The sequence below is a fragment of the Nitrospirillum amazonense genome (assembly GCF_007828035.1).
GTDB lineage: Bacteria > Pseudomonadota > Alphaproteobacteria > Azospirillales > Azospirillaceae > Nitrospirillum > Nitrospirillum amazonense.
Genome location: NZ_VITV01000003.1, coordinates 430,064 through 451,786, shown reverse-complemented (window position 1 = coordinate 451,786; position 21,723 = coordinate 430,064). Strand labels below are relative to the sequence as shown.

General features: G+C 65.1%; 18 protein-coding genes. 7 read left to right on the top strand and 11 right to left on the bottom strand.

Going from position 1 to position 21,723, the window contains the following annotated elements; genetic code table 11:
• The first annotated feature begins 20 nt into the window (after positions 1 to 20).
• Both FBZ87_RS09900 and FBZ87_RS09895 read left to right on the top strand, forming a co-directional pair.
• On the top strand, positions 21 to 1,172 hold the full coding sequence (locus tag FBZ87_RS09900; RefSeq protein WP_145610161.1) for an AI-2E family transporter: 1,152 nt from the start codon (positions 21 to 23) through the stop codon (positions 1,170 to 1,172).
• A 66-nt stretch (positions 1,173 to 1,238) separates the two neighbouring features.
• Positions 1,239 to 1,937, top strand: a complete 699-nt coding sequence (locus FBZ87_RS09895) for an HdaA/DnaA family protein (RefSeq protein WP_186454681.1) — start codon at positions 1,239 to 1,241, stop codon at positions 1,935 to 1,937.
• A 62-nt stretch (positions 1,938 to 1,999) separates the two neighbouring features.
• Here FBZ87_RS09895 and FBZ87_RS29670 read toward each other — a convergent pair whose 3' ends face one another.
• The 5 genes from FBZ87_RS29670 to FBZ87_RS09870 form a co-directional block, all read right to left on the bottom strand.
• Positions 2,000 to 2,086, bottom strand: coding sequence for a type II toxin-antitoxin system RelE/ParE family toxin (locus FBZ87_RS29670; protein ID WP_342780908.1), 87 nt, complete (start codon positions 2,084 to 2,086; stop codon positions 2,000 to 2,002).
• A 622-nt stretch (positions 2,087 to 2,708) separates the two neighbouring features.
• Positions 2,709 to 4,067 carry a phospholipase D-like domain-containing protein gene (locus FBZ87_RS09885; RefSeq protein WP_145610159.1) on the bottom strand — a complete coding sequence of 453 codons (1,359 nt, stop codon included), beginning with the start codon at positions 4,065 to 4,067 and terminating at the stop codon, positions 2,709 to 2,711.
• A gap of 173 nt (positions 4,068 to 4,240) precedes the next feature.
• Positions 4,241 to 4,438 carry a type II toxin-antitoxin system RelE/ParE family toxin gene (locus FBZ87_RS30200; protein WP_145610158.1) on the bottom strand — a complete coding sequence of 66 codons (198 nt, stop codon included), beginning with the start codon at positions 4,436 to 4,438 and terminating at the stop codon, positions 4,241 to 4,243.
• Positions 4,438 to 4,620 carry a hypothetical protein gene (locus tag FBZ87_RS09875; RefSeq protein ID WP_145610157.1) on the bottom strand — a complete coding sequence of 61 codons (183 nt, stop codon included), beginning with the start codon at positions 4,618 to 4,620 and terminating at the stop codon, positions 4,438 to 4,440. Before FBZ87_RS09875 ends, FBZ87_RS30200 begins: the two co-directional genes overlap by 1 nt.
• A gap of 35 nt (positions 4,621 to 4,655) precedes the next feature.
• Complete coding sequence (locus FBZ87_RS09870) at positions 4,656 to 6,545, bottom strand: CYTH and CHAD domain-containing protein (RefSeq protein ID WP_145610156.1); 1,890 nt, start codon at positions 6,543 to 6,545, stop codon at positions 4,656 to 4,658.
• Positions 6,546 to 6,861: 316 nt separating this feature from the next.
• Here FBZ87_RS09870 and FBZ87_RS09865 point away from each other — a divergent pair, with 316 nt between their 5' ends.
• Positions 6,862 to 10,041 (top strand): phosphoenolpyruvate carboxylase, encoded by a 3,180-nt coding sequence (locus tag FBZ87_RS09865; protein ID WP_186454680.1) that lies wholly within the window; start codon positions 6,862 to 6,864, stop codon positions 10,039 to 10,041.
• A gap of 80 nt (positions 10,042 to 10,121) precedes the next feature.
• Here the strand turns inward: FBZ87_RS09865 and FBZ87_RS09860 are convergent, their stop codons facing one another.
• The 3 genes from FBZ87_RS09860 to FBZ87_RS09850 all read right to left on the bottom strand — a co-directional run bounded on the left by FBZ87_RS09860 (position 10,122) and on the right by FBZ87_RS09850 (position 13,265).
• Positions 10,122 to 11,099: a malate dehydrogenase gene (locus FBZ87_RS09860; RefSeq protein ID WP_145610154.1), complete on the bottom strand. Its 978-nt coding sequence runs from the start codon at positions 11,097 to 11,099 to the stop codon at positions 10,122 to 10,124.
• 163 nt (positions 11,100 to 11,262) lie between these two features.
• The gene (locus FBZ87_RS09855) at positions 11,263 to 12,294 is read right to left on the bottom strand and encodes a methyl-accepting chemotaxis protein (RefSeq protein WP_145610153.1); all 1,032 of its coding nucleotides are present in this window, start codon (positions 12,292 to 12,294) and stop codon (positions 11,263 to 11,265) included.
• Positions 12,295 to 12,734: 440 nt separating this feature from the next.
• Positions 12,735 to 13,265, bottom strand: a complete 531-nt coding sequence (locus tag FBZ87_RS09850; RefSeq protein ID WP_145610152.1) for a SixA phosphatase family protein — start codon at positions 13,263 to 13,265, stop codon at positions 12,735 to 12,737.
• A gap of 174 nt (positions 13,266 to 13,439) precedes the next feature.
• Here FBZ87_RS09850 and FBZ87_RS09845 point away from each other — a divergent pair, with 174 nt between their 5' ends.
• The 3 genes from FBZ87_RS09845 to FBZ87_RS09835 all read left to right on the top strand — a co-directional run bounded on the left by FBZ87_RS09845 (position 13,440) and on the right by FBZ87_RS09835 (position 17,920).
• On the top strand, positions 13,440 to 15,626 hold the full coding sequence (locus FBZ87_RS09845) for an RNA degradosome polyphosphate kinase (RefSeq protein WP_246134323.1): 2,187 nt from the start codon (positions 13,440 to 13,442) through the stop codon (positions 15,624 to 15,626).
• Between the two features lie 29 nt (positions 15,627 to 15,655).
• On the top strand, positions 15,656 to 17,188 hold the full coding sequence (locus FBZ87_RS09840; protein ID WP_145610151.1) for a Ppx/GppA family phosphatase: 1,533 nt from the start codon (positions 15,656 to 15,658) through the stop codon (positions 17,186 to 17,188).
• Positions 17,189 to 17,278: 90 nt separating this feature from the next.
• Complete coding sequence (locus FBZ87_RS09835; protein ID WP_145610150.1) at positions 17,279 to 17,920, top strand: hypothetical protein; 642 nt, start codon at positions 17,279 to 17,281, stop codon at positions 17,918 to 17,920.
• A gap of 15 nt (positions 17,921 to 17,935) precedes the next feature.
• Here FBZ87_RS09835 and FBZ87_RS09830 read toward each other — a convergent pair whose 3' ends face one another.
• Positions 17,936 to 18,385: a helix-turn-helix domain-containing protein gene (locus FBZ87_RS09830; RefSeq protein WP_145610149.1), complete on the bottom strand. Its 450-nt coding sequence runs from the start codon at positions 18,383 to 18,385 to the stop codon at positions 17,936 to 17,938.
• Between the two features lie 592 nt (positions 18,386 to 18,977).
• Here FBZ87_RS09830 and FBZ87_RS09825 point away from each other — a divergent pair.
• Positions 18,978 to 19,388, top strand: a complete 411-nt coding sequence (locus FBZ87_RS09825) for a hypothetical protein (RefSeq protein WP_145610148.1) — start codon at positions 18,978 to 18,980, stop codon at positions 19,386 to 19,388.
• A gap of 117 nt (positions 19,389 to 19,505) precedes the next feature.
• Here the strand turns inward: FBZ87_RS09825 and purF are convergent, their stop codons facing one another.
• Together purF and FBZ87_RS09815 are read right to left on the bottom strand one after the other, a co-directional pair.
• Positions 19,506 to 20,960, bottom strand: coding sequence for an amidophosphoribosyltransferase (purF, locus tag FBZ87_RS09820; protein WP_145610147.1), 1,455 nt, complete (start codon positions 20,958 to 20,960; stop codon positions 19,506 to 19,508).
• Between the two features lie 61 nt (positions 20,961 to 21,021).
• Positions 21,022 to 21,720, bottom strand: coding sequence for a CvpA family protein (locus FBZ87_RS09815; protein ID WP_145610146.1), 699 nt, complete (start codon positions 21,718 to 21,720; stop codon positions 21,022 to 21,024).
• Positions 21,721 to 21,723 lie beyond the last annotated feature (3 nt).

Genomic DNA, 21,723 nt, shown 5'->3' with positions numbered 1-21,723 from the left:
TCGGTGTTGGTGGGGGGACGATGGCGGAAACGCATGCGGGGCGACAGATACGGTTCTGGCTGATCGGTCTGGTTGTGGGCGTCGCCCTGATTTGGCTGCTGCGCGGCATGCTGCTGCCCTTCGTTGCCGGCATGGCCATCGCCTATCTGCTGGACCCCGTCGCCGACCGGCTGGAGGGGTTCGGGCTGCCGCGCCTGGCCGCCACCTGCGTGGTGCTGCTGGTCTTCGTCGTCGTCGTGGTGCTTTGCATCCTGCTGCTGGTGCCCTTGATCCAGCAGCAGGTCACCCAACTGATCGAAAGCCTGCCGGCCATCATCACCTGGGCCAGGGATGAAACCATGCAGCGCGTCCGCAGCCTGATGGCCGCCTTGCCCCCTGATGACATCGAGCGGCTGCGCAGTGCCGCCAGCGAATATGTCGGCACCCTGGTGGGCTGGGGGGCGGACTTCATCAAGAACCTGTTCACCGGTGGCGCCGCCCTGTTCGGCCTCGTGTCCCTGCTGTTCATCACGCCGGTGGTGGCCTTCTACTTGCTGCGCGACTGGGACCGCATGGTGGCGACCCTGGATGGCTGGCTGCCGCGCGAGCACGCCGAGGTGGTGCGCGAGCAGTTGCGCGCCGTGGACCGCACGCTGGCCGGATTCGTGCGCGGCCAGGCCACCGTCTGCCTGGCGCTGGGCGCCTTCTACGCCCTGGCCATGACAGCAGTGGGGCTGAACTTCGGCCTGGTCATCGGCCTGATCGCAGGCATCCTGTCGTTCATCCCTTATGTCGGCACGGTGGTGGGCTTCGGCGCCAGTGTGGGCGTGGCCCTGTTCCAGTTCCACGACCTGTGGCGCGAGGGACTGGTGGTGGCGCTGTACATCCTGGGCCACCTGCTGGAAGGCTATGTCCTGACGCCCAAGCTGGTGGGCGACAAGGTGGGCCTGCATCCGGTCTGGGTGATGTTCGCCCTGCTGGCCGGCGGCAGCCTGTTCGGCTTCACCGGCGTGCTGCTGGCGGTGCCGGTGGCGGCCGTCATCGGCGTGCTGGTGCGCTTCGGATTGCGCCAATACCTCGCCAGCAGCTATTACACCGGCGTGCCTCCGGAAGAGGTGCTGCGCGAGGATCTGGTCCAGGAAGGCCTGGTCACGCCGGGAACGGACGCCGGGGCGTCGCCGCCGGTGCCCTGACCCGGCGTTCCGCCAGCGCCCCGTCCGTCCGCCTTTCGTGCCCGTTGCCGGTAAGACCCTGGAATCATGGCCGACTTGAGACAATTGCCCCTGGATCTGGGGCACCGTTCCGCCATGGGGGAGGCCGACTTCCTGGTGGCGCCGGGCAACGCCGACGCGGTGGCCTGGCTGGACGCCTGGCCGGACTGGCCGGCGCCGGCCCTGGTGCTGTACGGCCCCCCTGGCTGCGGCAAGAGCCACCTGGCCCAGGTGTGGCGCGCCCGGTCGCGCGCGCCCCTGCTGGGGCCGGAGGATTTGGACCCGGCGGAGGTGCCGCACCTGCTGGGCCCCACCCGCACCGCCGTCATCGACCGCACGCATGAGATCGCGGGCGACACGGTGCGCGAACGTGCCCTGCTGCATCTCTACAACGTGACCAAGGAGGCGGGCGGCCAACTGCTGCTGCTGGCGCACTACGCCCCCGTCAACTGGACCCTGCGCCTGCCCGACCTGCGCTCCCGCCTGGTGGCCGCCCCGGCCGTGGGCATGGCCGCCCCCGACGACGCCCTGCTGATGGCCGTGCTGGTCAAGCTGTTCGACGACCGCCAGGTGCGGGTGGGGGAGGAGGTCATCGCCTGGCTGATGACCCACACGGAACGCTCCTTCGACAGCGCCCGCCGCACCGTTGCCCTGCTGGACCGCGCTGCCCTGGCCGCCAAGAAGCCCATCACCGTGGCCTTCTGCCGCCAGGTGCTGGAGCCCAAGGACAAGTCGGCGGGCACCTGATCCGACTATTGCCTCGCTGGCGTCTATTCCAGCATCCATTGAAAGTTGATGTGGATAGGACCTTAGCGTTTCTGCGAACCGTGCCAGACACGCAGGATAAGCACGCGGTCGTCTTCGATCTTATAAACGATCACATAGGGGTAAATGATTGTGATCTCGCATGTTCCAGGCTTGCAGCCTGCGCTCCAATTCTTGACGATAAATCCATCTGACTGATTTTACTGGATTTAATCGCCCTTTCCCAACCTGATCAAAAAAGTGCCCTGAATTCTGCCCTAGTTTTCGCCGCTAAAACACCGACCCTACGCCGGAATGCCCTAACAGCCAGGTGCACGGTAGCAAGGAAGATCGAAACCCGCAATGAGCCTCAATTTTGACGTAGCGCCTTGTCGATCTTGAACTACGGGCTTTGGCTTACCATGTCCGAGGCATAAACATGGAGGTTCAAAATGAGGGAAGAGATAAGACGCGCAATTGCGTGCGTGGCTGCCACGAAGGTTAATGGCCGCAGCCCATCAAGTGTATATAGCCATGACAGGGGGACTCATTCTCCAATGAGCAGTGGCTATGATCATGAAGCGGGCGCGCATTTCTCCGACTCATATCATCATGGAACCAATAGTCATTATAGTATAACCGTGAATGGAAATAACTTTCATGGATATGATCATGACCAAGGCCATCATTTCAATGGAACTGTAAGCTATAACTCAGTTCAGATTTATGATCATGGTGAGTCCAAACACTTTCACTACTCCGTATGATTATAAATTACCCTACGTAATCAACGGGGAAACCCAGTGCGCGAAGCGCCTTACTGGTACGATTATTCCTTGGGGGGAAATCGTTTGGCAGGGCCCAACCAATCATTTCGCCTAATGCACTAATTCCCAAATGATCGATGCGCCACTCCGCCTCCGCGATTGCATCCCAAAGGCGATTAGGCACCTCGTCAACTCGACCATCATACAATATATGATTGATGACCTGAATAACAGAAGACCCATTCTTCGATTTTCTGGAATAAAGATACTTGGCCAAGGCAGTAGTCTTAATTTCCATGGTGTAACTTTGGCCAGCAGATAGTCCCACTGTCTCGTTGGAAACTCGTCGGGCATGATCTTGAATCGACCAAACACGCTCGCAAATATCTTTAAATTCCTCTTCTGTGATATTCAGTATATGATTCTCGGAAAGAGCATTACGCAGAACGGGTGCCCAATCTAAAAGAACTTGGGCCTCATTGGTTGGAGGCTCGGTTAAGTCACGCCACCAGGCCATTGCTTGTTGAAGAGCGGATTCTGGATTTCCTTTATTTCTATCATGCATTTCCGCGAACTGGCTCCGCCGATCTTCGCCGATCACTTGGCAATCGTAAAACGCATGTAGAAATTGATCAGCTTGGGCCCCTCCGGGAGTATCAGCAGGAATCCACTTTGGTCGATATGCGTTGGTGGATACTCTATGGCCGATATCGCGTAATGTCTGAAGCGTCGAGTTCCATTCATCAAGAAACGCCCGACGTTGCTGCTCTCGAGCGCTTAAAGCTGACTGCCTAATCAAGCCATCCCAATGATGGATGTTCACACTTTTACTAAAGCGCCTTTTGTTATCACGATCTTGATCTTCTATTCGTTGCAGCTGCTTTGATCGTTCTTCGATCTCGCGGTACAGCTCTTCAGTAAGAGGAGAGGCGTGGGTATTGATTTCCCTGAAGAAGGTATCGATTTGCCTGTCCATGCCTGAGGCAATAATCTCCTCTTCATTGAAGAAGCACCCCGCTTCTACATTTCCATGCCAGGCTGGATCAGTTAGATTGGCGGAACCAATATAAACCCCCACTCCATGCCACCAGATAACTTTCGAATGAAAGTGAGTTAACAGCTTACATGAATAGTTTGGTGATTTTCGATCAAGGAAACCCTTAAGCACTCGCAACGCCACGGGAACGCTGGCATCATATCTTCCCCAAAATCGAAGAGGGATTTGATACTTCCAGCACCAATCAAACAGAAGAGTCTCGTCCGTGACATATGCGACCGCGACATCAACAGACCGAGTATCGACGACGTAATTGTCCGTTATTTGGCGCAGGTACTCTCCATTTATACCATTCAGAATCAGTTTCATTTTCTCGCCTCATCGGAATAAATCGTTACGACGATACTAAAACTGAAAATTCGAAAGGTTTTCACGTTATTCAATATCTAGAGCTAAACAGAGGGGCGTGAATAAAGGCCGAAGCACTTCACGATCATGACCGCGCCAAGACGACCGCATCGGGGTAATTGTCCACTATCTCCTTATAGAGAATGACATGGCTGCGAAAGGCCGTCGATTATGAGCCTGGGCGACCACGGCTGAGGGAATGTCTTCAGGCTATCACCCGCAGCGGCCAAGCGTTGGGCAATGTCGATAGCGGCGATGGGATTGAATTGGGCGATATAAGCGCGGTGTCCGATCACGTCCCGAAGTGCGGGGACCGACCAGACGACACGCATTAAGCGCCTTTCACGGGGATCGGGGCGGGCAAATCCTCGCCTGCGGCCAGCCGCAGCAGCCACTCGCGCACGACCTCATGGTCGACGTAATCACCACGAGCCACCGCTTCCAGCGCCTCATCGATCGCTCGATGTTTTGCGCCGTTGTCATCAATATCAAAGATGGAAGCTGGCTTGGTCATGCGCCCAGGATAGCATGCTTTCCGCCGGGGCCCAACTACCGCCCCATCATCCAGAACATGCGCCGCCGGCTGTAGCCGCGCCAAGTGGCCGGCAGCTTGGCCAGCGCCACGGCCTCCTCCTGTGCCAGGCGGGAAAGCAGGCGGGTGCTGCGGGCCTTGGGGCCGGTGGCCTTGGCCAGTTGCGCCACCAGTTGGGCGGCCTGGCGGGCGATGGCGGGGGCGGTGACGGCGCCGTGCAGGCGGGCGAGGGGCGCCAGAGGGTCGGCGGCGGGGCGCTTGGGTGGGGTGGTCTTGGCGCCCTTTGCCGCTTTGGGCTTGGCCGTCGCTAGGGGATAAAGGCCGCGGCAGACCTCCGCCGTCTCATATAGCCGCTGTGCCCGGCGGCGCAGGCGTTCCAGCGCATCGGCGGCGGGGGGCGCCTTGCCCATCAGCACGGCGTTCCTGGCGCCGGGCGGGGGTGGGGCCGGCAGCTCCAGCCGGTCGATGGCCCGGGCCACCTTGTCCTGCAGCTCGGCCAGCAGGCGGGGCGCCACGGTCTTCAGGGGCTGGTCCAGCGCGGGGGAGGCCCAGCCGCCGCCCTCGACCCAGGCGGCCAGGTCCAGCACCAGGGCGGTATGTCCGGCGCCGCGCAGATGCTTCATTACTCGGCGGCGCGCCTGCGTGGCGGCGTGGTCCAGGGCCAGGCGCTGGCGCTTGCTCAGGCCGGCGGCCCCCTTGCGGTCGGGCAGCAGGGCGGCGCGTTCGGCCAGGCGATCCCAGCCGCGCGCGGTTTCCAGCAAGGCGCGCAGGGGGGCCAGGCGCCGGCGCAGGGCGTCCGCCGCTTCCGCGTGCGGGTTGGGCCCCACCTTGGCCCCCACCCTGGCCGGCGGCGCGGGGCCGGCGGCCGATGGCAAGGTCATCGCCAGGCGCAGCAGGCGCATCGCCGTGTCCAGCCGGCGGCTGGCTGCCGCCATCTCGCGCAGGGCCTCCCTGTCGCCGCTGTCCAGCAGCACCGTGGCGTTTTCCAGCAGGTGGCCCAGGGCATGGCGGGTGGCGTGGCGGAAGCCCTCCGCTACCGTGGTCACAGGCGTCAGGGCCGCCGGTTGTGCGGGAACGGCCGCCGCCGGCTTGCCGGTCAACAGGCGCAGGCCCGCGTCGGCCTTGCTGCCTGTGGTGATGCGCAGGGGGGCGTGGTGGTGCAGGGCGGCGGCCACCTCGAATAGCGCCGCGACCCGGCCGCCCTTCAGCTCCAGTTCCACTTCCGCCACCGGCCAGGTGGTCTCCTCACTCCCGCCTGTTTCACGCTCATTGGACATGGACAGGCGCACCTCGCCCTGGTCCAGGGCTAGTTCCACGCTGGTACGCGGGTCCGGGTGCAGCAGCAGTGCGGTGCGTTCGATGTCGGTGGCGAAGCGGGGGGCGACCTGTGCCCACTGTTCCGATGTCAGCAGGTTGAAGACGCCGGCGGGCAGCAGGCCCAGGTCGGGGCCATCGCCCTCCGCCGGCAGCTGCCATTCCCACTCGCGCCGGCCGGCGGCGGCGGCGGTGCCGGCGTCGGAGGCCCAGGTCTTCACCGTCTGCACCCGCCGGCCGCCCTGACGCCGCACCCGCAGGGCCAGGCCGTGGGCGGCCAGCGCCAAGTCCGGTGTGTCGTAATACGTCGTCACCTGGTGGCGGTGGGCCGGGGGGCCGTCGGCCATGCGCGCCAGCAGGGGCAGCGCGTGCAGGCGGGCCAGCGCCGCCGGCGTCGCCGCCAGCTTCACCTCCACCTCCCGCACGGCCAGGGCGCGCTTGGGCGGCTGGGGGGTGGCGACGGCCGGGGAACCGTCTGGCGACGGCGGTGTTTCCAAAGCGGCGGGGGAGGAAACGGCGGTCAGCCCCGCCTCCTGGGCGGAGGTGTCGGGACCGCTGGTGGTCGGTGTGGGGCGGGCTGGGCCGTTCGTCATCCTGCATGGATAACCGAAGACGGCGCTTACGTTAAGATCGTGTTGCGGAATTACATCGATTCCGTGCAATCGGTAAATTTCTTTCCGTTATGTTGCCTTGCAGCGCACAGTTGCGATAGTCTCACGGTTCCGTTGCGTCACAATAAATCGCCACCCTTACCCGTCCTTACTCGGCCCCCGCCCCACCGGCCCATTTCGCCGTTGCGAGGTAGGATAATGACTCAACGTCATGCTTAACGCCGGATGGATGCGGAACCATGGGCACAGGCGGTCCGGCGCATCCGGGATGAGCAACCAAACTGGGCATCGAACCATCATGAAGTCATCGCTGGCAGCGTCGCGGGATGCTGAGAAGTCCGCGGAAAAGTCCACCGACTCCGGGCAGGCCCCGGCCAAGACCGTGACGCCGGCGAAGACCCCTAAAACCACTTCCACCAGCACCGCCACGCCCGGCGTGGATGTGAAGGCGGCCGACGCCGCCACGCTGGCGGCCCTGGCCAAGGCCGGCCCGCTGCTGGACCGTCCCGTCGCCAAGTTCGCCAGCCTGGACCAGCCGGGCGCGCCCAAGGCCGACGCCGTGGGCTTGACGGCCGACCTGGTGGCGCGTCTCACCCGCTATACAGAGCTGGCGGACGCCGATCCCTTCGCCAACCCCGTCTCCCTGCTGGCGCTGGACGTGTCCCGCCGCCTGCATTCCGGCGAGCTGGATCTGGCGGCGGTGGAGCAGGCCATCCAGTACCTCGGGGCCGAGGGCTTCCTGGCCCGCGCCCGCCGCCTGGGCGCCTACCTGGGCGAGGCAGACCCCGCCGCCAACGCCGCCCGCATCCGCGCCCTGATCGACGGGCTGGCGGTGGACGCGGACGGCAAGGCCGTGCCGTTCGACGCCTTCCGCGGCCAGGTGGAGAAGGAGATTTTCGGCATCGTCATCACCGCGCACCCGACGTTCAACCTGACGGGGGAACTCATGGACGCCATGGCCAAGCTGGCCACAGGGCGGGACGCGGCGGGCGTGCCCCTCACGGCGGAGGCGCGCAAAGGGTTGATCGCCGCCGTCGCGGCGACGGAGCTGCGGCCCGGTGAGCTGTCGCTCGTGGATGAGCACCGCCTGTCGCTGGCGGCCATCACCAACATCCAGGCGGCGCTGCGCACCGTCTACGACATCGTGCTGTCGGTGGCGCGGGAGCGTTACCCCGACCAGTGGTCCGAGCTGACGCCGCGTCTGCTGACCGTGGCCAGCTGGGTGGGGTATGACTTGGACGGCCGCTCGGACATCCGCTGGTCCGACACCTTGCACAAGCGCCTGGTGGTGCAGGTGGGGCAGCTGCGCCACTACTTGGCCGAGGTGCAGGCCATTCGCAAAGTGGCGCCGGTGCAGGAAGACCTGCGCAACGCCCTGGACCTGCTGGAATCGCGTCTGGCCCTGGCCATCGCCCAGGTGACGGATGAGGTTGCCGCCTTTGGCAGGGAAACGAGCACTCAGAAAGACATCGAAGCCATCGCCCAGCGCATGCATGAGGGCCTGCCCCTGCGCTTGGTGGAAGCCGCGCACGCCATCGAGCAGGTGGACCGTGCCATCCGCCTGGCCTCTGTCGCCGGGAAGGGGGCGAAGGGCGATGACGTGGTGCGCCGGCTGGCCATCCTGAAGGCGGAGTTGTCGAACTACGGACTGGGGCAGGCGCACACCCATGTGCGCATCAATGCGACCCAGCTACACAACGCCGTGCGCAAGACCGTGGGCATGGAAACGGCGCCGGACGACCCGCGCTACCGCCAGTCCTACCTGAACGCCATCACCGGCCTGCTGGACGAGGTGCGGCCGGTGCGCATCAATTTCGGCAGCATCATCGCCGAACGCACCTCAGCCAAGCGGCTGTTCATGGTCGTGGCCCAGATGCTGAAGTACGCCGACGCCTCGGTGCCCGTCCGCTTCCTGATCGCGGAATCGGAATCGGCTTTCACCGTGCTGACGGCGCTCTACTACGCCCGGCTGTTCGGCGTGGCCGACAAGGTGGACATAAGCCCCCTGTTCGAGACGGAACGGGCACTGGAGGTGGGCAGCCGCGTCATCGAACAGCTGCTGGACAATCCGCATTACCGCGACTACGTGAAGCGTCGCGGCCGGCTGTGCATCCAGACCGGCTTCTCCGACGCCGGCCGCTACCTGGGCCAGACGCCGGCGTCGGCCAGCATCGAGCGCCTGCGCCTGCGCATCGCCCGCCTGTTCACCCGCCACCGCCTGGACGGCGTGCAGCTGGTGATCTTCGACACCCACGGTGAATCCATCGGCCGCGGCGCCCATCCGGCGGGCTTCCCCGAGCGCCTGGGCTATGTCGCGGCCCCGGCCACGCTGTCGTTCATGGCCCACCACAAGATCGCCTTCAAGCAGGAGGTCAGCTTCCAGGGGGGCGACGGCTATCTCTACTTCGTGACCCAACCGGGCGCCCTGGCCGTGGTCACGCGCATCCTGGAACACATGCTGGGCGGCAAGCATGCCACCCTGGACGACGACCCGTTCTATGGCGACGCCGACTACATCCGCGAATTCTTCACCACGGTGAAGCAGTTCCAGGTGTCGCTGGTGGAGGATCCGAACTACGGCGCCTTGCTGTCGGCCCTGGGCACCAACCTGCTCTATCCTTCGGGCAGCCGGGCCATCAAGCGCCAGCACGACGGTAACGCCGACGATGTGGACCAGAGCCGTGCCTCGCAGTTCCGCGCCATCCCCCACAACGCCATCCTGCAGCAGATGGGCCTGCCGGCGAACACCGTCAGCGGCGTGGGCGAGGCCATCGACAAGGATCCGGAGCACTTCGCCGACCTCTACCGCACCTCGCCCCGCTTCCGGCAACTGCTGGGCATGGTGGAGTACGGCGTGGCCATCGCCAGCCCCGATGCGCTGAAGGCCTACATCGACACCCTGGATCCGGCCTTCTGGCTGCTGCGCGCTGCCCACACCGCCGACCCCGCCCGGGTGGAGGAGATGCGGCGGCTGGCCAGCATCCTGGAGGACAACCCCCTCCACAGCCGCCTTATCCGCATCTTCCGCAAGCTTTATCGCGATTTCGACGTGCTGGAGGAAGGGCTGGCCCGGGTGGAGCGTCATCCGGTGCCGGGCCAGGTGCCGCCGCCGGATGAGGCGCTGAGCAATGGCCTGCTGGTGCTGCACGCCTTGCGCATCGCCCTGATCCAGGAGGTGTTCCTGCGGGCGACGCACATCCCGCAGTTCTCCAGCCAGCACAACATCACCCATCGCCGCCTGCTGGCCCGCCTGATGCAGCTGGACGTACCCTGGGCGCTGGACCTGCTGTCCCGCATCTTCCCCGTGGCGGAGACCGCGGGGGAGGGCGATTTCGGCGAAAGCGCCACCTACGTCAGCGATGACAGCCAGAACTATGGGCAGGAGAACGAGCGCATCTTCAAACCCATCGCCAGCCTGTACGACCTGGTGCGTCGGGTGGGCAACGGTATTACCCAGCGCATCGGCTTCTTCGGCTGACGCCCCATGAAAAAGGGCGCCTTCCCCGGGGTGGGGACGGCGCCCTTTGTTTTTGTGCGTCGGGTCTTCGCAGGACGGGTTCAGAGGTCGGCGACGGCCGCGCGCTCCTCCATCAACTCGGCCACCGTGCGGTCCAGCATGCGGCGGGCGAAGGCGTCGAGTTCCAGCCCGCGTACCCGTTCGACGCGGCCATCACGGCATAGGGCGGGCACGCCGCAGACCAGGCCCTGGGGCAGGCCGTAATCGCCCTCCGACGCCAGGCCCATGGAAACCCAGCGGTCGCCGCTGCCCTGCACCCAGTCGCGCATGTGGTCGATGGCGGCGTTGGCGGCCGAGGCGGCGGAGGATAAGCCGCGCGCCTCGATGATGGCGGTGCCGCGCTGGGCCACTGTGGGGATCAGGGTGTCGCGGTACCAGGCGTGGTCGCCGATCAGGTCGGGCAGGGGACGGCCCTGCACCATCGCGTGTTGCCAGTCGGCGAACATGGTGGGGGAGTGGTTGCCCCAGACCACCAGCCGTTCGATAGCCGTCACGTCCACCCCCGCCCTGGCCGCCAACTGCGCCTGGGCGCGGTTGTGGTCCAGACGGATCATCGAAGTGATGGCGTCGTGCGGCAGGTCGGGCGCGTGCCGGATGGCGATCCAGGCGTTGGTGTTGGCGGGGTTGCCCACCACCAGCACCTTGGCCGTGCGCTTGGCCTGCTCGTTCAGCGCGCGGCCCTGCGCCTTGAAAATGGCGGCGTTGGCCGACAGCAGGTCACGCCGCTCCATACCCTTGCCGCGGGGGCGGGACCCCACCAGGAAGGCCGCGTCGATGTCGCGGAAGGCCACGGCCGGATCGTCGCTGACGCTGATGCCGCTCAGCAGCGGGAAGGCGCAGTCCTCCAGTTCCATCACCACCCCGCGCAAGGCGGCCAGGGCCGGCGTGATCTCCAACAGCGACAGGTGGATGGGCTGGCCGGCGCCGAACACATCGCCCTTGGCCAGGCGGAACAGCAGGGAATAGGCGATCTGCCCGGCGGCACCGGAAACGGCGACGCGAAGGGGGGCGGTAGTCATGATAGGCACCTCAGGATTGGTTTGCGCTTGGCCATGAAGCTGCGCGCCATCCTGCGATCGTTCCAATAGAACGTATTGAACCAACCAATCGTGTTTGTTGATTAATGGGCGTGACGCCCGGTGGCGACAGGTTCGACACCGGGCGAGGCGGCTCCGGATAGGCTCAGCTTTGGCCGGGTGGGTTGTGCACCAGGACGCCATACCACCCCAGGCCGCGATAGGTCTCATATCCCGGCGTCCGGGCGAAGCCGATCAGGCGGCCGTGTCGGTCCAGGTAATGGCCCATGGGCTGGCCCTGGGTCACCAGGTGGAAACTTTCCGTCAGTTCACCCCGGCCGTCGCTGGCGGCGATGATGCGGCCGGCGGCGTCCAGCAGCAGGCAGCGTGTGTTGGACCGTTCCGACGTTTCCAGGCGGACACCGGTCACCACGGCGCGGGCCTGTGGCTCCCAATCGAAGAAGATGCCCAGCGCGCCCAGGACCTCGCCGTCCTGGGCACCGTCGCGGCGCACGGCGGTGGAATAGGTCGCGACGGTACGGTTCTCCAGCACCGGGTTCGGGCGGACGTCCTCAACCGCGAAGTCGCCGCCGTCGCGGGTGCGCAGGGCGTCGATGAACCAGGCCTCGTTGGAAACGTTGGTGCCGATGGCGTGGGGGAAGCGGTCGGGCCGGCCGGTGGCGATGACGCGGCCGCTGCGGTCGGCCACCCACAGGTCGAGATAGACGGTATAGCTTTGCAGGATGACGTTCAGCCGCTCGCTGGCGTGGCGGAACGCCTCCTGCGACGGGGTCTGCAGGCCGGCGACCACGGCGCTGTCCGTCGCCCACCACCGCACGTCGCATGACCGCTCATAGAGGTTGCGGTCGATGATGTCGATGCTGTTCAGCGCCAGGTCGGCCAAGCGCTGGCCCCGGAAGCGGGTCATCAGATCCTCGCCCACCGTGGTCATGCGGTCGACCAGTTGGCCGATCTCGCTGCGCAGTTCACCCGCCACCACGCTGACGCGCTGGGAGATGGAGTTGACCTCATTGGCCACCACGGCGAAGCCCCGTCCGGCGTCGCCGGCGCGGCCGGCCTCGATCAGGGCGTTGAAGGCCAGCATCTTGGTGGTCCGGTTGATATCCTCGATCACCGAAACCTTCTGGCTGGCGACATCCAGAACGTTCTTCGTCAGGTCGATCAGGCTGTTGTCCATCGGCTCCCCACTCTCTTGATTAGCTTTTGTGCGTCGCAGCAAAGAACGTCACGTTACTACGCTAACGCAAAAGACGTGCCGGAAGCCGAATGGTGCACCATCCCATTAATAAGTCGTTAAGAATCAAGGGGGATGGCCTGTTCATTCGTGGCAGGGACGCTGCCCCGTTCCTAACCGAAAGTGGAGGATTGGCCAAATTGCGGGCAAAGGGCTGCACAGTCGATGTGCAACCTATAGGCGGTGTCCGAAAGTGAAATCGGTTTCGTCTTCCGCCGCCGCATAATCGTGGAATGCGGCGCTTATATCATTGATACAGCGCGCTGCCATTTACTTTTTTGATGGAGTCTGCAGATTTGGGATGGGATGGTTTTCGCCTGCGGGCGCATCGCTTGATTGTATGGATTATACAACCCTGACGGTTGATCCCATAGTGCCGGCCATTACGCCGCCGCTACCTCTCTCGGCGTGACGAATTCGGCCAGACGACCGGTCCCCGCAGCGAGATCGGCCCATCGGTCCAGGGGGAATTCCAGCCGCGCCAGGGCGCCGGTCGGATATTTTTCCATGATGCGCGTGCGAAGGGGGGTCTCTTCCGCCTGGGCCAGGTCCAGCGCCAGCTCCTCCAGCCCGGGGTTGTGCCCGATCAGCAGGACGGTAGCGGTGGGGTCGGCCAAGGCGCGCAGCCGATCGGCCAGGGCGCGGGCCGATGCCATATAAAAGACCCGGTCCACGCTCATGGGTGGCATCTCACGCCACAAGGGCAGCAAGCCCGCCAGCGTGGCCCTGGTACGGGCGGCGGTCGAACAGAGGATGAGGTCGGGCTGGGGTGTTCCACCCTTGCGGCGTCTGAAATAGTCGGCCATGGTCGTTAACGCGCGCTCCCCCCGCGGCGACAGGGGACGCTCATGATCAGGGACGCTGTCATCGTCCCAGGAGGATTTCATATGCCGGAGCAGGAACAGGGTCTTCACGCGACATCCCCCAGGATAGACCGGCTGCCCGAGCCCGCTGTGGAACCGGCGGCCCCGGAAAAGAAAAAAGGAACGGGTACGAAAACAACGGGATCGACAACGCGGGAACCAGAAACGGTAACGTTTGCGGCCTATGGTGATCGACCCGATACCCGTGCTGTTAATGAGGCGACCATGTCCACGGCGGTGGAAACCCCGATCCGCGAAGCTGAGCCCGCCCCCATCGATATGACGTCGGCGGACCGGTTCATCAACCGCGAACTGTCCTGGCTGGCCTTCAATCAGCGCGTTCTGGAGGAAGCGTACAACGCCCAGCATCCGCTGCTGGAGCGGCTGCGTTTCCTGTCCATTTCGGCCAGCAACCTGGATGAGTTCTACACGGTCCGTGTCGCGGCGCTGAAGGCGCAGGTGACGGCCGGCGTCGCCACCCCCTCGGACGACAACCTGACCCCGGCGCAGCAACTTGCGGCCATTAACGAGCGCGCCGCCGAGTTGATGCGCGAGCAGCAGGCCTGCTGGCTGATGATGCGCGCCGACCTGGCCAAGGCCGGCATCGCCGCCATCGACCCCGGCGAGCTGACCCCGTCGGAGACCGACTGGCTGGAAGCGAAGTTCCTGGACGACATCTTCCCGGTGCTGACGCCCATCGCCGTCGACCCGGCCCATCCTTTCCCCTTCATCGCCAATTCCGGCTTCTCGCTGGCCGTCCAGCTGTTCGACCCGGCGCGCAACACCCACCTGGACGCCCTGGTCCTGCTGCCGGCGCAGCTGGACCGTTTCGTACGCCTGCCGGGTAGCGATGTGCGCTTCATCCTGCTGGAAGAGCTGGTGCTGCTGTTCATCGACCGGCTGTTCCCGCCCTTCACCCTGAAGGGCCACGGCTTCTTCCGCGTGCTGCGCGACAGCGACATCGAAATCGAGGAAGAGTCCGAAGACCTGGTCCGCACCTTCGAAAGCGCGCTGAAGCGCCGCCGCCGCGGCAGCGTCATCCAGCTGTGCGTCAACGCCGGCATGTCGCGCGACCTGCGCGACTTCCTGGCAGGCCAGCTGCATGTGCCGACCGACGACGTGTTCGTGCTGGACGGCCTGATCGGCTTGGCCGAGACCAAGCAGCTGATCATCGATGAGCGGCCGGACCTGCTGTTCCAGCCCTACAACGCCCGCTTCCCGGAGCGTATCCGCGATTTCGGCGGCGACTGCTTCGCCGCCATCCGCCACAAGGACATCATCGTCCACCATCCGTTCGAGAGCTTCGACGTGGTGGTGCAGTTCCTGCGCCAGGCGGCCCAGGACCCGTCGGTGCTGGCCATCAAGCAGACGCTGTACCGCACCTCCAAGAACTCCCCCATCGTCGCCGCCCTGATCGAAGCGGCGGAGGCGGGCAAGAGCGTCACGGCGATGGTGGAGCTGAAGGCCCGCTTCGATGAAGAGGCCAACATCCGCTGGGCTCGCGACCTGGAACGCGCGGGCGTGCAGGTGGTCTACGGCTTCGTCGACCTGAAGACCCACGCCAAGGTGTCGCTGGTGGTGCGCCGGGAACAGAAGGGCCTGCGCTCCTACGTTCATTTCGGCACCGGCAATTACCACCCCATCACCGCCAAGATTTACACTGACCTCAGCTTCTTCACCTGCGACCCGGCGCTGGTGCACGACGCGGCCCACATGTTCAACTACATGACCGGCTACGCCACGCCCAAGGCGCTGGAGAAGATCGCTATCGCCCCCATCGGGCTGCGCGACCGGCTGGTCAGCCTGATCGACGCGGAAATCGCCCATGCCCGCGCCGGCCGGCCGGCGCAGATTTGGGTCAAGCTGAACTCCCTGGTGGACGCCCGTATCATTGACAAGCTGTACGAGGCGTCGCAGCAGGGTGTCAGCATCGACATGGTCATCCGCGGCATCTGCTGCCTACGGCCCGGCGTGAAGGGCCTGTCGGAAAACATCCGGGTGAAGAGCATCGTCGGCCGTTTCCTGGAGCATGGCCGCGTGGTCTGCTTCGGCAACGGCGTGGGCCTGCCGCACCCTGGCGCCAAGGTCTTCATCTCCTCCGCCGACTGGATGCCGCGCAACCTGGACCGCCGCATCGAGACGCTGGTGCCCATCGAGACGCCGTCCTGCCACCGCCAGGTGATGGACCAGATCATGGTCGCCAACCTGAAGGATGAGGCGCAAAGCTGGCGGCTGAGCCCCGATGGCGAGTATCATCGTATCGAAGCACCGCTGGGCGCCTTCAACGCCCACACGTTCTTCATGACCAACCCCAGCCTGTCGGGGCGGGGCAGTAGCGCGGTCACCGATCCCAAGGGGCCGGCCAAGCTGTTGCTGAAGGCGGCCGCCAAGGCCGCGAAGCGCGCCGACTGAATTGCCTGCCTTAGCCCGTACCGGATGCCATGCCCGTAAAGTTTGACCGACCCGCCCCTGAACGCCACGTTGGCGCCGACCGGTTGGCCGTCATCGACATCGGTTCCAACTCCATGCGGGTGGTGGTCTATGACCGCCTGGAACGCTCGCCCATCGCCATCTTCAACGAGAAGATCATGTGCGGATTGGGCCGGTCGGTGGAGAAGACCGGCAAGCTGCACCCCGAGGGCGTGAAGCTGGCCTTGTCCAATCTGGCCCGTTTCCGCCGCTTGATCGAGGGCATGCAGGTGGGGCGGGTGGACATCCTGGCGACCGCCGCCGTGCGCGACGCCAAGGATGGCCCGAAGTTCGTGGCGGAGGTGGAGGCGCTGACCGGCGTTCCCGTCACCGTGCTGGCGGGCGAGGAGGAGGCGCGGCTGTCCGCCATGGGTGTGCTGTCGGGCACGCCTGGCGCTGATGGCCTGATGGGCGACCTGGGCGGGGGCAGCCTGGAGCTGGTGACGCTGGACAAGGGCCTCATCGGCCGCCAGGCGACCTTGCCGTTGGGGCCCCTGCGTCTGATCGAGGCGGTGGAGGGCAAGCCGGGATCGGCGGCCAAACTGATCGACGCCCAACTGGCCAAGCTGCCGTGGGCCCTGGATGGCCGCGGGCGGGACTTCCACCCCGTGGGCGGCGGCTGGCGCGCGCTGGCCAAGATGCATATGGAACAGACGGGCCACCCACTGCACATTATCCATCACTACGTGGTCGATGCCCGGGTTATGGCCGACTTCGCCGGCCTGGTCGGGCGGCAAAGCCGCGCCTCGTTGGAGAAGATGCCGGGCGTTTCCCGCCGCCGGCTGGAAACACTGCCCATGGCGGCCCTGGTTATGGAGCGGGTGCTGCGCACCGTGCAGCCGTCCAACGTGGTCTTTTCCGCCTACGGACTACGCGAAGGCTTCCTGTTCGACCAGCTGTCGGCGGAGGAGCGGCGGCGCGACCCCCTGATCGACAGCTGTACCCAGGTGGCGGAGCGGCTGGGCCGGTTCGGCGAGGCCGCCACCCTGACGCAATGGACGGCCCCCTTGTTCGCCGGCGAGGATGAGGCGGCCGCACGCCTGCGCACCGCCGCCTGCCTGCTGTCCGACCTGGGGTGGTCGGAACATCCCGACTATCGCGCCGAGCACGCCTATCTGCGGGTGCTGCGCATGCCGTTCGCCGGCGCCGACCATGCCGAACGCGCCTTCCTGGCGCTGGCCTCCTTCGTGCGCTATGCCGGCACCATGGACGGCCAGCCCCTGGGTCTGACCCGCACCCTGCTGTCGGAGGCACAGCTGAGCCGGGCCATGATCGTGGGACTGGCGTTGCGCCTGGCCCATACGCTGACGGGTGGCGCCGCCACGCTGCTGCAGCGCACGGCCTTGCGGCTGACGCCGGACACCTTGACCCTGCTGTTGCCCCGCGACGCCGCCATGCTGGATGGTGATGCCGTGCAGCGCCGCCTGGACGGCTTGGCCAAGGTCCTGGGCCGCAAAGGCGCGGTGGTGGTCCAAGGCCCCGCCTTGGCGGAGGCTGGCGCCTGAGCGACAGCCGGTGACGGGGCATTCCGTTGGAATACCGGGCCCCGCCGCCATATAAGGTCAATCCCGTTCATTCCCGCCCGGACAGCAGCCATGGCTCTCTTTCCTCGACTTGTCCTCGCGCTTGGTGTTCTGGTGGCGCTGGCGGCCGGCGATATGCCGGCCCGGGCCGACTTCCTTCCGCCCGCGCGCCCCGGCGAGACCGATCCCATTATCCAGCAGGTTCTGAATTGCTGGAGTTATGGCCACCGACCCAACGCGAAGGGCGCTGGCGTGGGCGTTGGCGGGCAGAATCTGGTATGCGCCCATGGCGAGGCCAAGACCACGGTGATGCGGGACACTATCGCCCGCATCACGTCGGTCGATGCCCAGACGCTGGTGATCTGGTCGCAAGGGGGCGGTGACGCGCAGGCGGCGGCCGACCTGGCGCAAACCATCGTCGACCGGGGCATCACCGTCATTATCGACGGCCCTTGCGCCGGCCCCTGCGTGTGGTGGTTGGCGGCCGCGCCCAAGCGCCTGGTGACGCCGGAAGCTGTCTTCGACTTCAGCGCCGGCCCGGACGCGCCGCCGGCGGTGGTGGAGCGGGTGCGCCAGGCCACGGGCATAGACCTGAACGCCCTGCGGCAGACCGGCGGCCCCCGGCAGCCGCGGGACGAGGCCGCCTTGCGCGCCCTGGGCTTGGGCGTCACCCAACTGCCGCCCATCGTGGCGGTGAGGCCGACGCCCACCTGAGGTGCCGGCCTGTCCTCACGGTGGCCCGTCGGTCACCGCCCTGAACAGATCCTCCCGCGCCTGTTCCAGCGCGTACCGCAGGGCGCCACGCCTTTCCCTGTCGTCGGGTATCGCGATCAGCCGGTCGTAGATGCGGCTGATCAGCTGCCCTTGCTCCGTCGGCATAGGGCGCAGCCCGTCATGGGCGTAGAGGGTCAGCACACCGTCGATGATCTGGCTCAGCAACTGGGCGTCCAGCCCTGGCCGGTTGCCCGTCAAGTGCATGTTGCCGTGGCCGGTCAGCAGCCAGTCCACCGAGATGTCCAGTTCCAGCAGGCGGGCCAGAGTTTCGCCCTTGGGCAGCTTGCCCAGGCGTTCGTATCCCTGCCAGGTGTTCACGCCCAGGGCGAACCGGGCGGACATGCTTTTCTGGGTTTCGCCCAGGTGCTCACGAACCTGGCGCAACCTGTCCTTCAATCCCGTCATGGCGTCGCGCGCGGCCCTTCGGAGCGCGGACGGAGGGATGGGGGAGTGGCGGCAAGAGAAAGACGGCAGCACGAAATTTTGTGCTTCATTGGCACGAAAAAACGTGCCATGTTCAATCTCGCGTTCAGTCGGAACACTCCTTGACCACTCCTGATGTCACGGGGTCGCATAGGGGCGCCGGTGTCTTGAACGGCCATAGGATGGCGTTCCAAGGCACCGTCGTTGTTGGGGATTAAGACGGTTGCTGGGGTCGGGGTGTGCGGGTCGCGCCCCACCCGCGGAAGACGCAGGCAGTCGAGACGGGCGCACCGGTGGTGCTGAAAAAAGATGCCCAAACAGGCCGGCGATCCTCCTCGGGCCAAGCCACCATCCAAGTACGTGTAGCTTCTCCCCCGAGCGGTACATCCGTTCAGGTAAAAGTTTGATTAAGACCTGATAGAATAAAGCTCCCGGACCTGATCGCAACGCCCAATCTGCACCAACACAGCGGGCCGGAGCCTTTGCCTATCGCGGTAGGACAGGGTTAATGCACAGGGCTGATTACCGGCTTTTCCCGCAACTGCGGTTAATATGCATTATCTATAGTGGGGACATGGATGGCGATGAAATAGCGGATCATATCGGGAAGATCATACAGGGCGGCGCTGTTGGCCGGACTTGGAATTGCCTGGTTGATCTGCGGTCATTCATCGGCAACATCCATCATTCGTCTTTGGAGCGGATGTCCAAGCTACTTAATGAAAAAGAAGAATCGGGGACGCTGAAGCGATCTCCGGACAACGATGGCAGTCGGGTCGCTGTTGTAAGCTACAACGCCGGCCAGAAATTTCTGGTCAATTTGGCCCGTGTTTATATGCGGGACTATGACCTCCGGCACTTTTCCGACATGCGGCAAGGCTTTGCTTGGGCCTGCGGCCAAGATGCCCTGCCGCCGGAGATGAGGTCTCTGGACTGGCATCTGGAGAGGGCGGGCGGCGATATGCCGCCCAAACTCCGGACATAGGGGCGATCATCTCATGCGCCGCCCTGGCGCGGCCGGGGTTGGGGGAATCGAAACGCCCCCGGAAGAAGAAGACTTCCGGGGGCGTTCGTGTGTGTGAAGAACTATTTGGCGTGGCGTTTAGGCCCGGCGCTCCGCCAGGAAGGCGACTTCGCCACCCGGCGTGCCCTCGTAATCGGTCAGCGGGATGGGGTAGTCGCCGGTGAAGCAGGCATCGCAATACTGGGGGCCGCTGGTGTCGCGGCCGGCATGGCCCAGCGCCTTGTAGAGGCCATCGTTGGAGATGAAGGCCAGGCTGTCGGATCCGATGTAGCGGTTCATCTCCTCGACCGACAGCTTGTGGGCCAACAGCTTTTCCTTTTCCGGCGTATCGATGCCGTAGAAGCAGGAATGCCGGGTGGGCGGGCTGGAGATGCGCATATGCACCTCTTTGGCGCCGGCCGCCCGCATCATTTCCACGATTTTCACCGAGGTGGTGCCGCGCACGATGCTGTCATCCACCAGGATGACGCGCTTGCCCTGGATATAGTGGCGATTCGCGTTGTGCTTCAGCTTCACGCCCAGGTGGCGGATCTTGTCGGTCGGCTGAATGAAGGTGCGGCCGACATAGTGGTTGCGGATGATGCCCAGCTCGAAGGGAATGGCGCTCTGCTCGGCATAGCCGATGGCCGCCGGCACACCGCTGTCCGGCACCGGAATGATCACGTCGGCATCCACGTGGCTTTCCTGGGCCAGGTGCGCGCCGATGGCCTTGCGCACCTTGTAGACGCTGGACCCCTCGACCAAGCTGTCGGGCCGGGCGAAGTAGATGTACTCAAAAATGCAGAAGCGGCTCTTTTCCGGCTGGAACGGGCGCAGGCTCTGCACCCCGGCGGCGGTCAGCACCACCATCTCGCCCGGCTCGATGTCGCGGACGAACTCGGCGCCGATGATGTCCAGGGCGCAGGTTTCCGACGCCAGGACCGGCGCGTCGCCCAGCATGCCCAGCACCAGCGGGCGCACGCCGCGCGGGTCGCGCACGCCGATGATCTGGTCCTTGGCCATGGCGACCAGGGAATAGGCGCCCTCCACCTGGCGCAGGGCCTCGACCATGCGGTCGATGACGCTGCCGCCCCGGGCGGTCGCCATCAGGTGGACGATGACCTCGGTGTCGGTCGTGGACTGGAACAGGCAGCCGCGGCGCACCAGCTGGCGGCGCAGCGTCATGGCGTTGGTCAGGTTGCCGTTGTGCGCCAGGCCGAAACCGCCGAACTCAAAGTCCGCGAACAGCGGCTGCACGTTGCGCAGCGCGGTGTCACCGGTGGTGGCGTACCGCACGTGGCCGATGGCGGCATTGCCCTTCAGGGGGCGCATGACCGCCTCGGAACTGAAGTTGTCCCCGACCTGGCCCAGCGCGCGGTGGACGGCGAAATGCTCCCCGTCAAAGGCGACGATGCCCGCCGATTCCTGGCCGCGATGCTGCAAGGCATGCAGGCCCAGGGCGACCAGGGCGGCCGCGTCCGTGGCGCCCAGGATACCAAAGACGCCGCATTCCTCGCGCAACTTGTCGTCGTCGAAGGGGTTCGTGGTCAGCATGAGCGGTCACCGGGCGCCTTTCGCGCGAGGTTGGTACGTTGCGGTCCGTTGTGAGGAATCCTTACTCCGGCTTCCTCTTATCGACGGAATTCTCGATCAGCTGATCAAGGCCCGTGCGTTCGCGGTCGTTATAGCCCTGTTCACCCGGCTTGGCACCCGCGTTCCCCGCAGGGGTGATCGCCGGGGTTTGAAGCCGTTCCAAGTCCTGCTTGGCGGCCAGGGCCCGCTCGGCTTCGATCCGGGCGGCGTCAATTCGTCCTTCACCCTCGTGCCGCAGGTCGGACGGCGCAAGGGTGCGCAGCATGTCCGCCCCGGCCTCCAGCGCCGGCCGGGTGCGCGCGTCGCGCAGCCAGTCGGGCTTGTTGTCCGGCCAGATGTAGCCCATGAGCATGTAGCCCAGGCTGACCAGCACGGCACCGCGCACCACCCCGAAGCCGAAGCCCAGCGACCGGTCGATGGCCGACAGGGCGCTGTCGCTGACCCGGCCCGCCAGAGTGTGGCAGATCATCTGCAATACCAGCAAGGCCGCCACGAACAGGGTGATGATGGCGACGCCGTCGGCAATCATCTGACGCTCGATATGGGCGCGTACGAAGGGTTTGACCAGGGGAAAGGCATACAGCGTGACCAGGGCAGCCCCGACCCAGGCGCCGATCGATAGCACCTCGCGCACGAAGCCGCGGGCGAAAGCCAGCAGGGCCGACAGCACGACGATGACGACGACCGCGATGTCCAGGGGGTTCAGACCGTTGATATCCATGAT

What these genes read in the sequence shown, in the direction of transcription:
- FBZ87_RS09900 (WP_145610161.1), top strand. Translation starts at nt 21, where the DNA reads ATGGCGGAAACGCATGCGGGGCGACAGATACGGTTCTGGCTGATCGGT.
- FBZ87_RS09895 (WP_186454681.1), top strand. Translation starts at nt 1,239, where the DNA reads ATGGCCGACTTGAGACAATTGCCCCTGGATCTGGGGCACCGTTCCGCC.
- FBZ87_RS09885 (WP_145610159.1), bottom strand. Translation starts at nt 4,067, where the DNA reads ATGAAACTGATTCTGAATGGTATAAATGGAGAGTACCTGCGCCAAATA.
- FBZ87_RS30200 (WP_145610158.1), bottom strand. Translation starts at nt 4,438, where the DNA reads ATGCGTGTCGTCTGGTCGGTCCCCGCACTTCGGGACGTGATCGGACAC.
- FBZ87_RS09875 (WP_145610157.1), bottom strand. Translation starts at nt 4,620, where the DNA reads ATGACCAAGCCAGCTTCCATCTTTGATATTGATGACAACGGCGCAAAA.
- FBZ87_RS09870 (WP_145610156.1), bottom strand. Translation starts at nt 6,545, where the DNA reads ATGACGAACGGCCCAGCCCGCCCCACACCGACCACCAGCGGTCCCGAC.
- FBZ87_RS09865 (WP_186454680.1), top strand. Translation starts at nt 6,862, where the DNA reads ATGAAGTCATCGCTGGCAGCGTCGCGGGATGCTGAGAAGTCCGCGGAA.
- FBZ87_RS09860 (WP_145610154.1), bottom strand. Translation starts at nt 11,099, where the DNA reads ATGACTACCGCCCCCCTTCGCGTCGCCGTTTCCGGTGCCGCCGGGCAG.
- FBZ87_RS09855 (WP_145610153.1), bottom strand. Translation starts at nt 12,294, where the DNA reads ATGGACAACAGCCTGATCGACCTGACGAAGAACGTTCTGGATGTCGCC.
- FBZ87_RS09845 (WP_246134323.1), top strand. Translation starts at nt 13,440, where the DNA reads ATGTCCACGGCGGTGGAAACCCCGATCCGCGAAGCTGAGCCCGCCCCC.
- FBZ87_RS09840 (WP_145610151.1), top strand. Translation starts at nt 15,656, where the DNA reads ATGCCCGTAAAGTTTGACCGACCCGCCCCTGAACGCCACGTTGGCGCC.
- FBZ87_RS09835 (WP_145610150.1), top strand. Translation starts at nt 17,279, where the DNA reads ATGGCTCTCTTTCCTCGACTTGTCCTCGCGCTTGGTGTTCTGGTGGCG.
- FBZ87_RS09830 (WP_145610149.1), bottom strand. Translation starts at nt 18,385, where the DNA reads ATGACGGGATTGAAGGACAGGTTGCGCCAGGTTCGTGAGCACCTGGGC.
- FBZ87_RS09825 (WP_145610148.1), top strand. Translation starts at nt 18,978, where the DNA reads ATGGATGGCGATGAAATAGCGGATCATATCGGGAAGATCATACAGGGC.
- purF (WP_145610147.1), bottom strand. Translation starts at nt 20,960, where the DNA reads ATGCTGACCACGAACCCCTTCGACGACGACAAGTTGCGCGAGGAATGC.
- FBZ87_RS09815 (WP_145610146.1), bottom strand. Translation starts at nt 21,720, where the DNA reads ATGGATATCAACGGTCTGAACCCCCTGGACATCGCGGTCGTCGTCATC.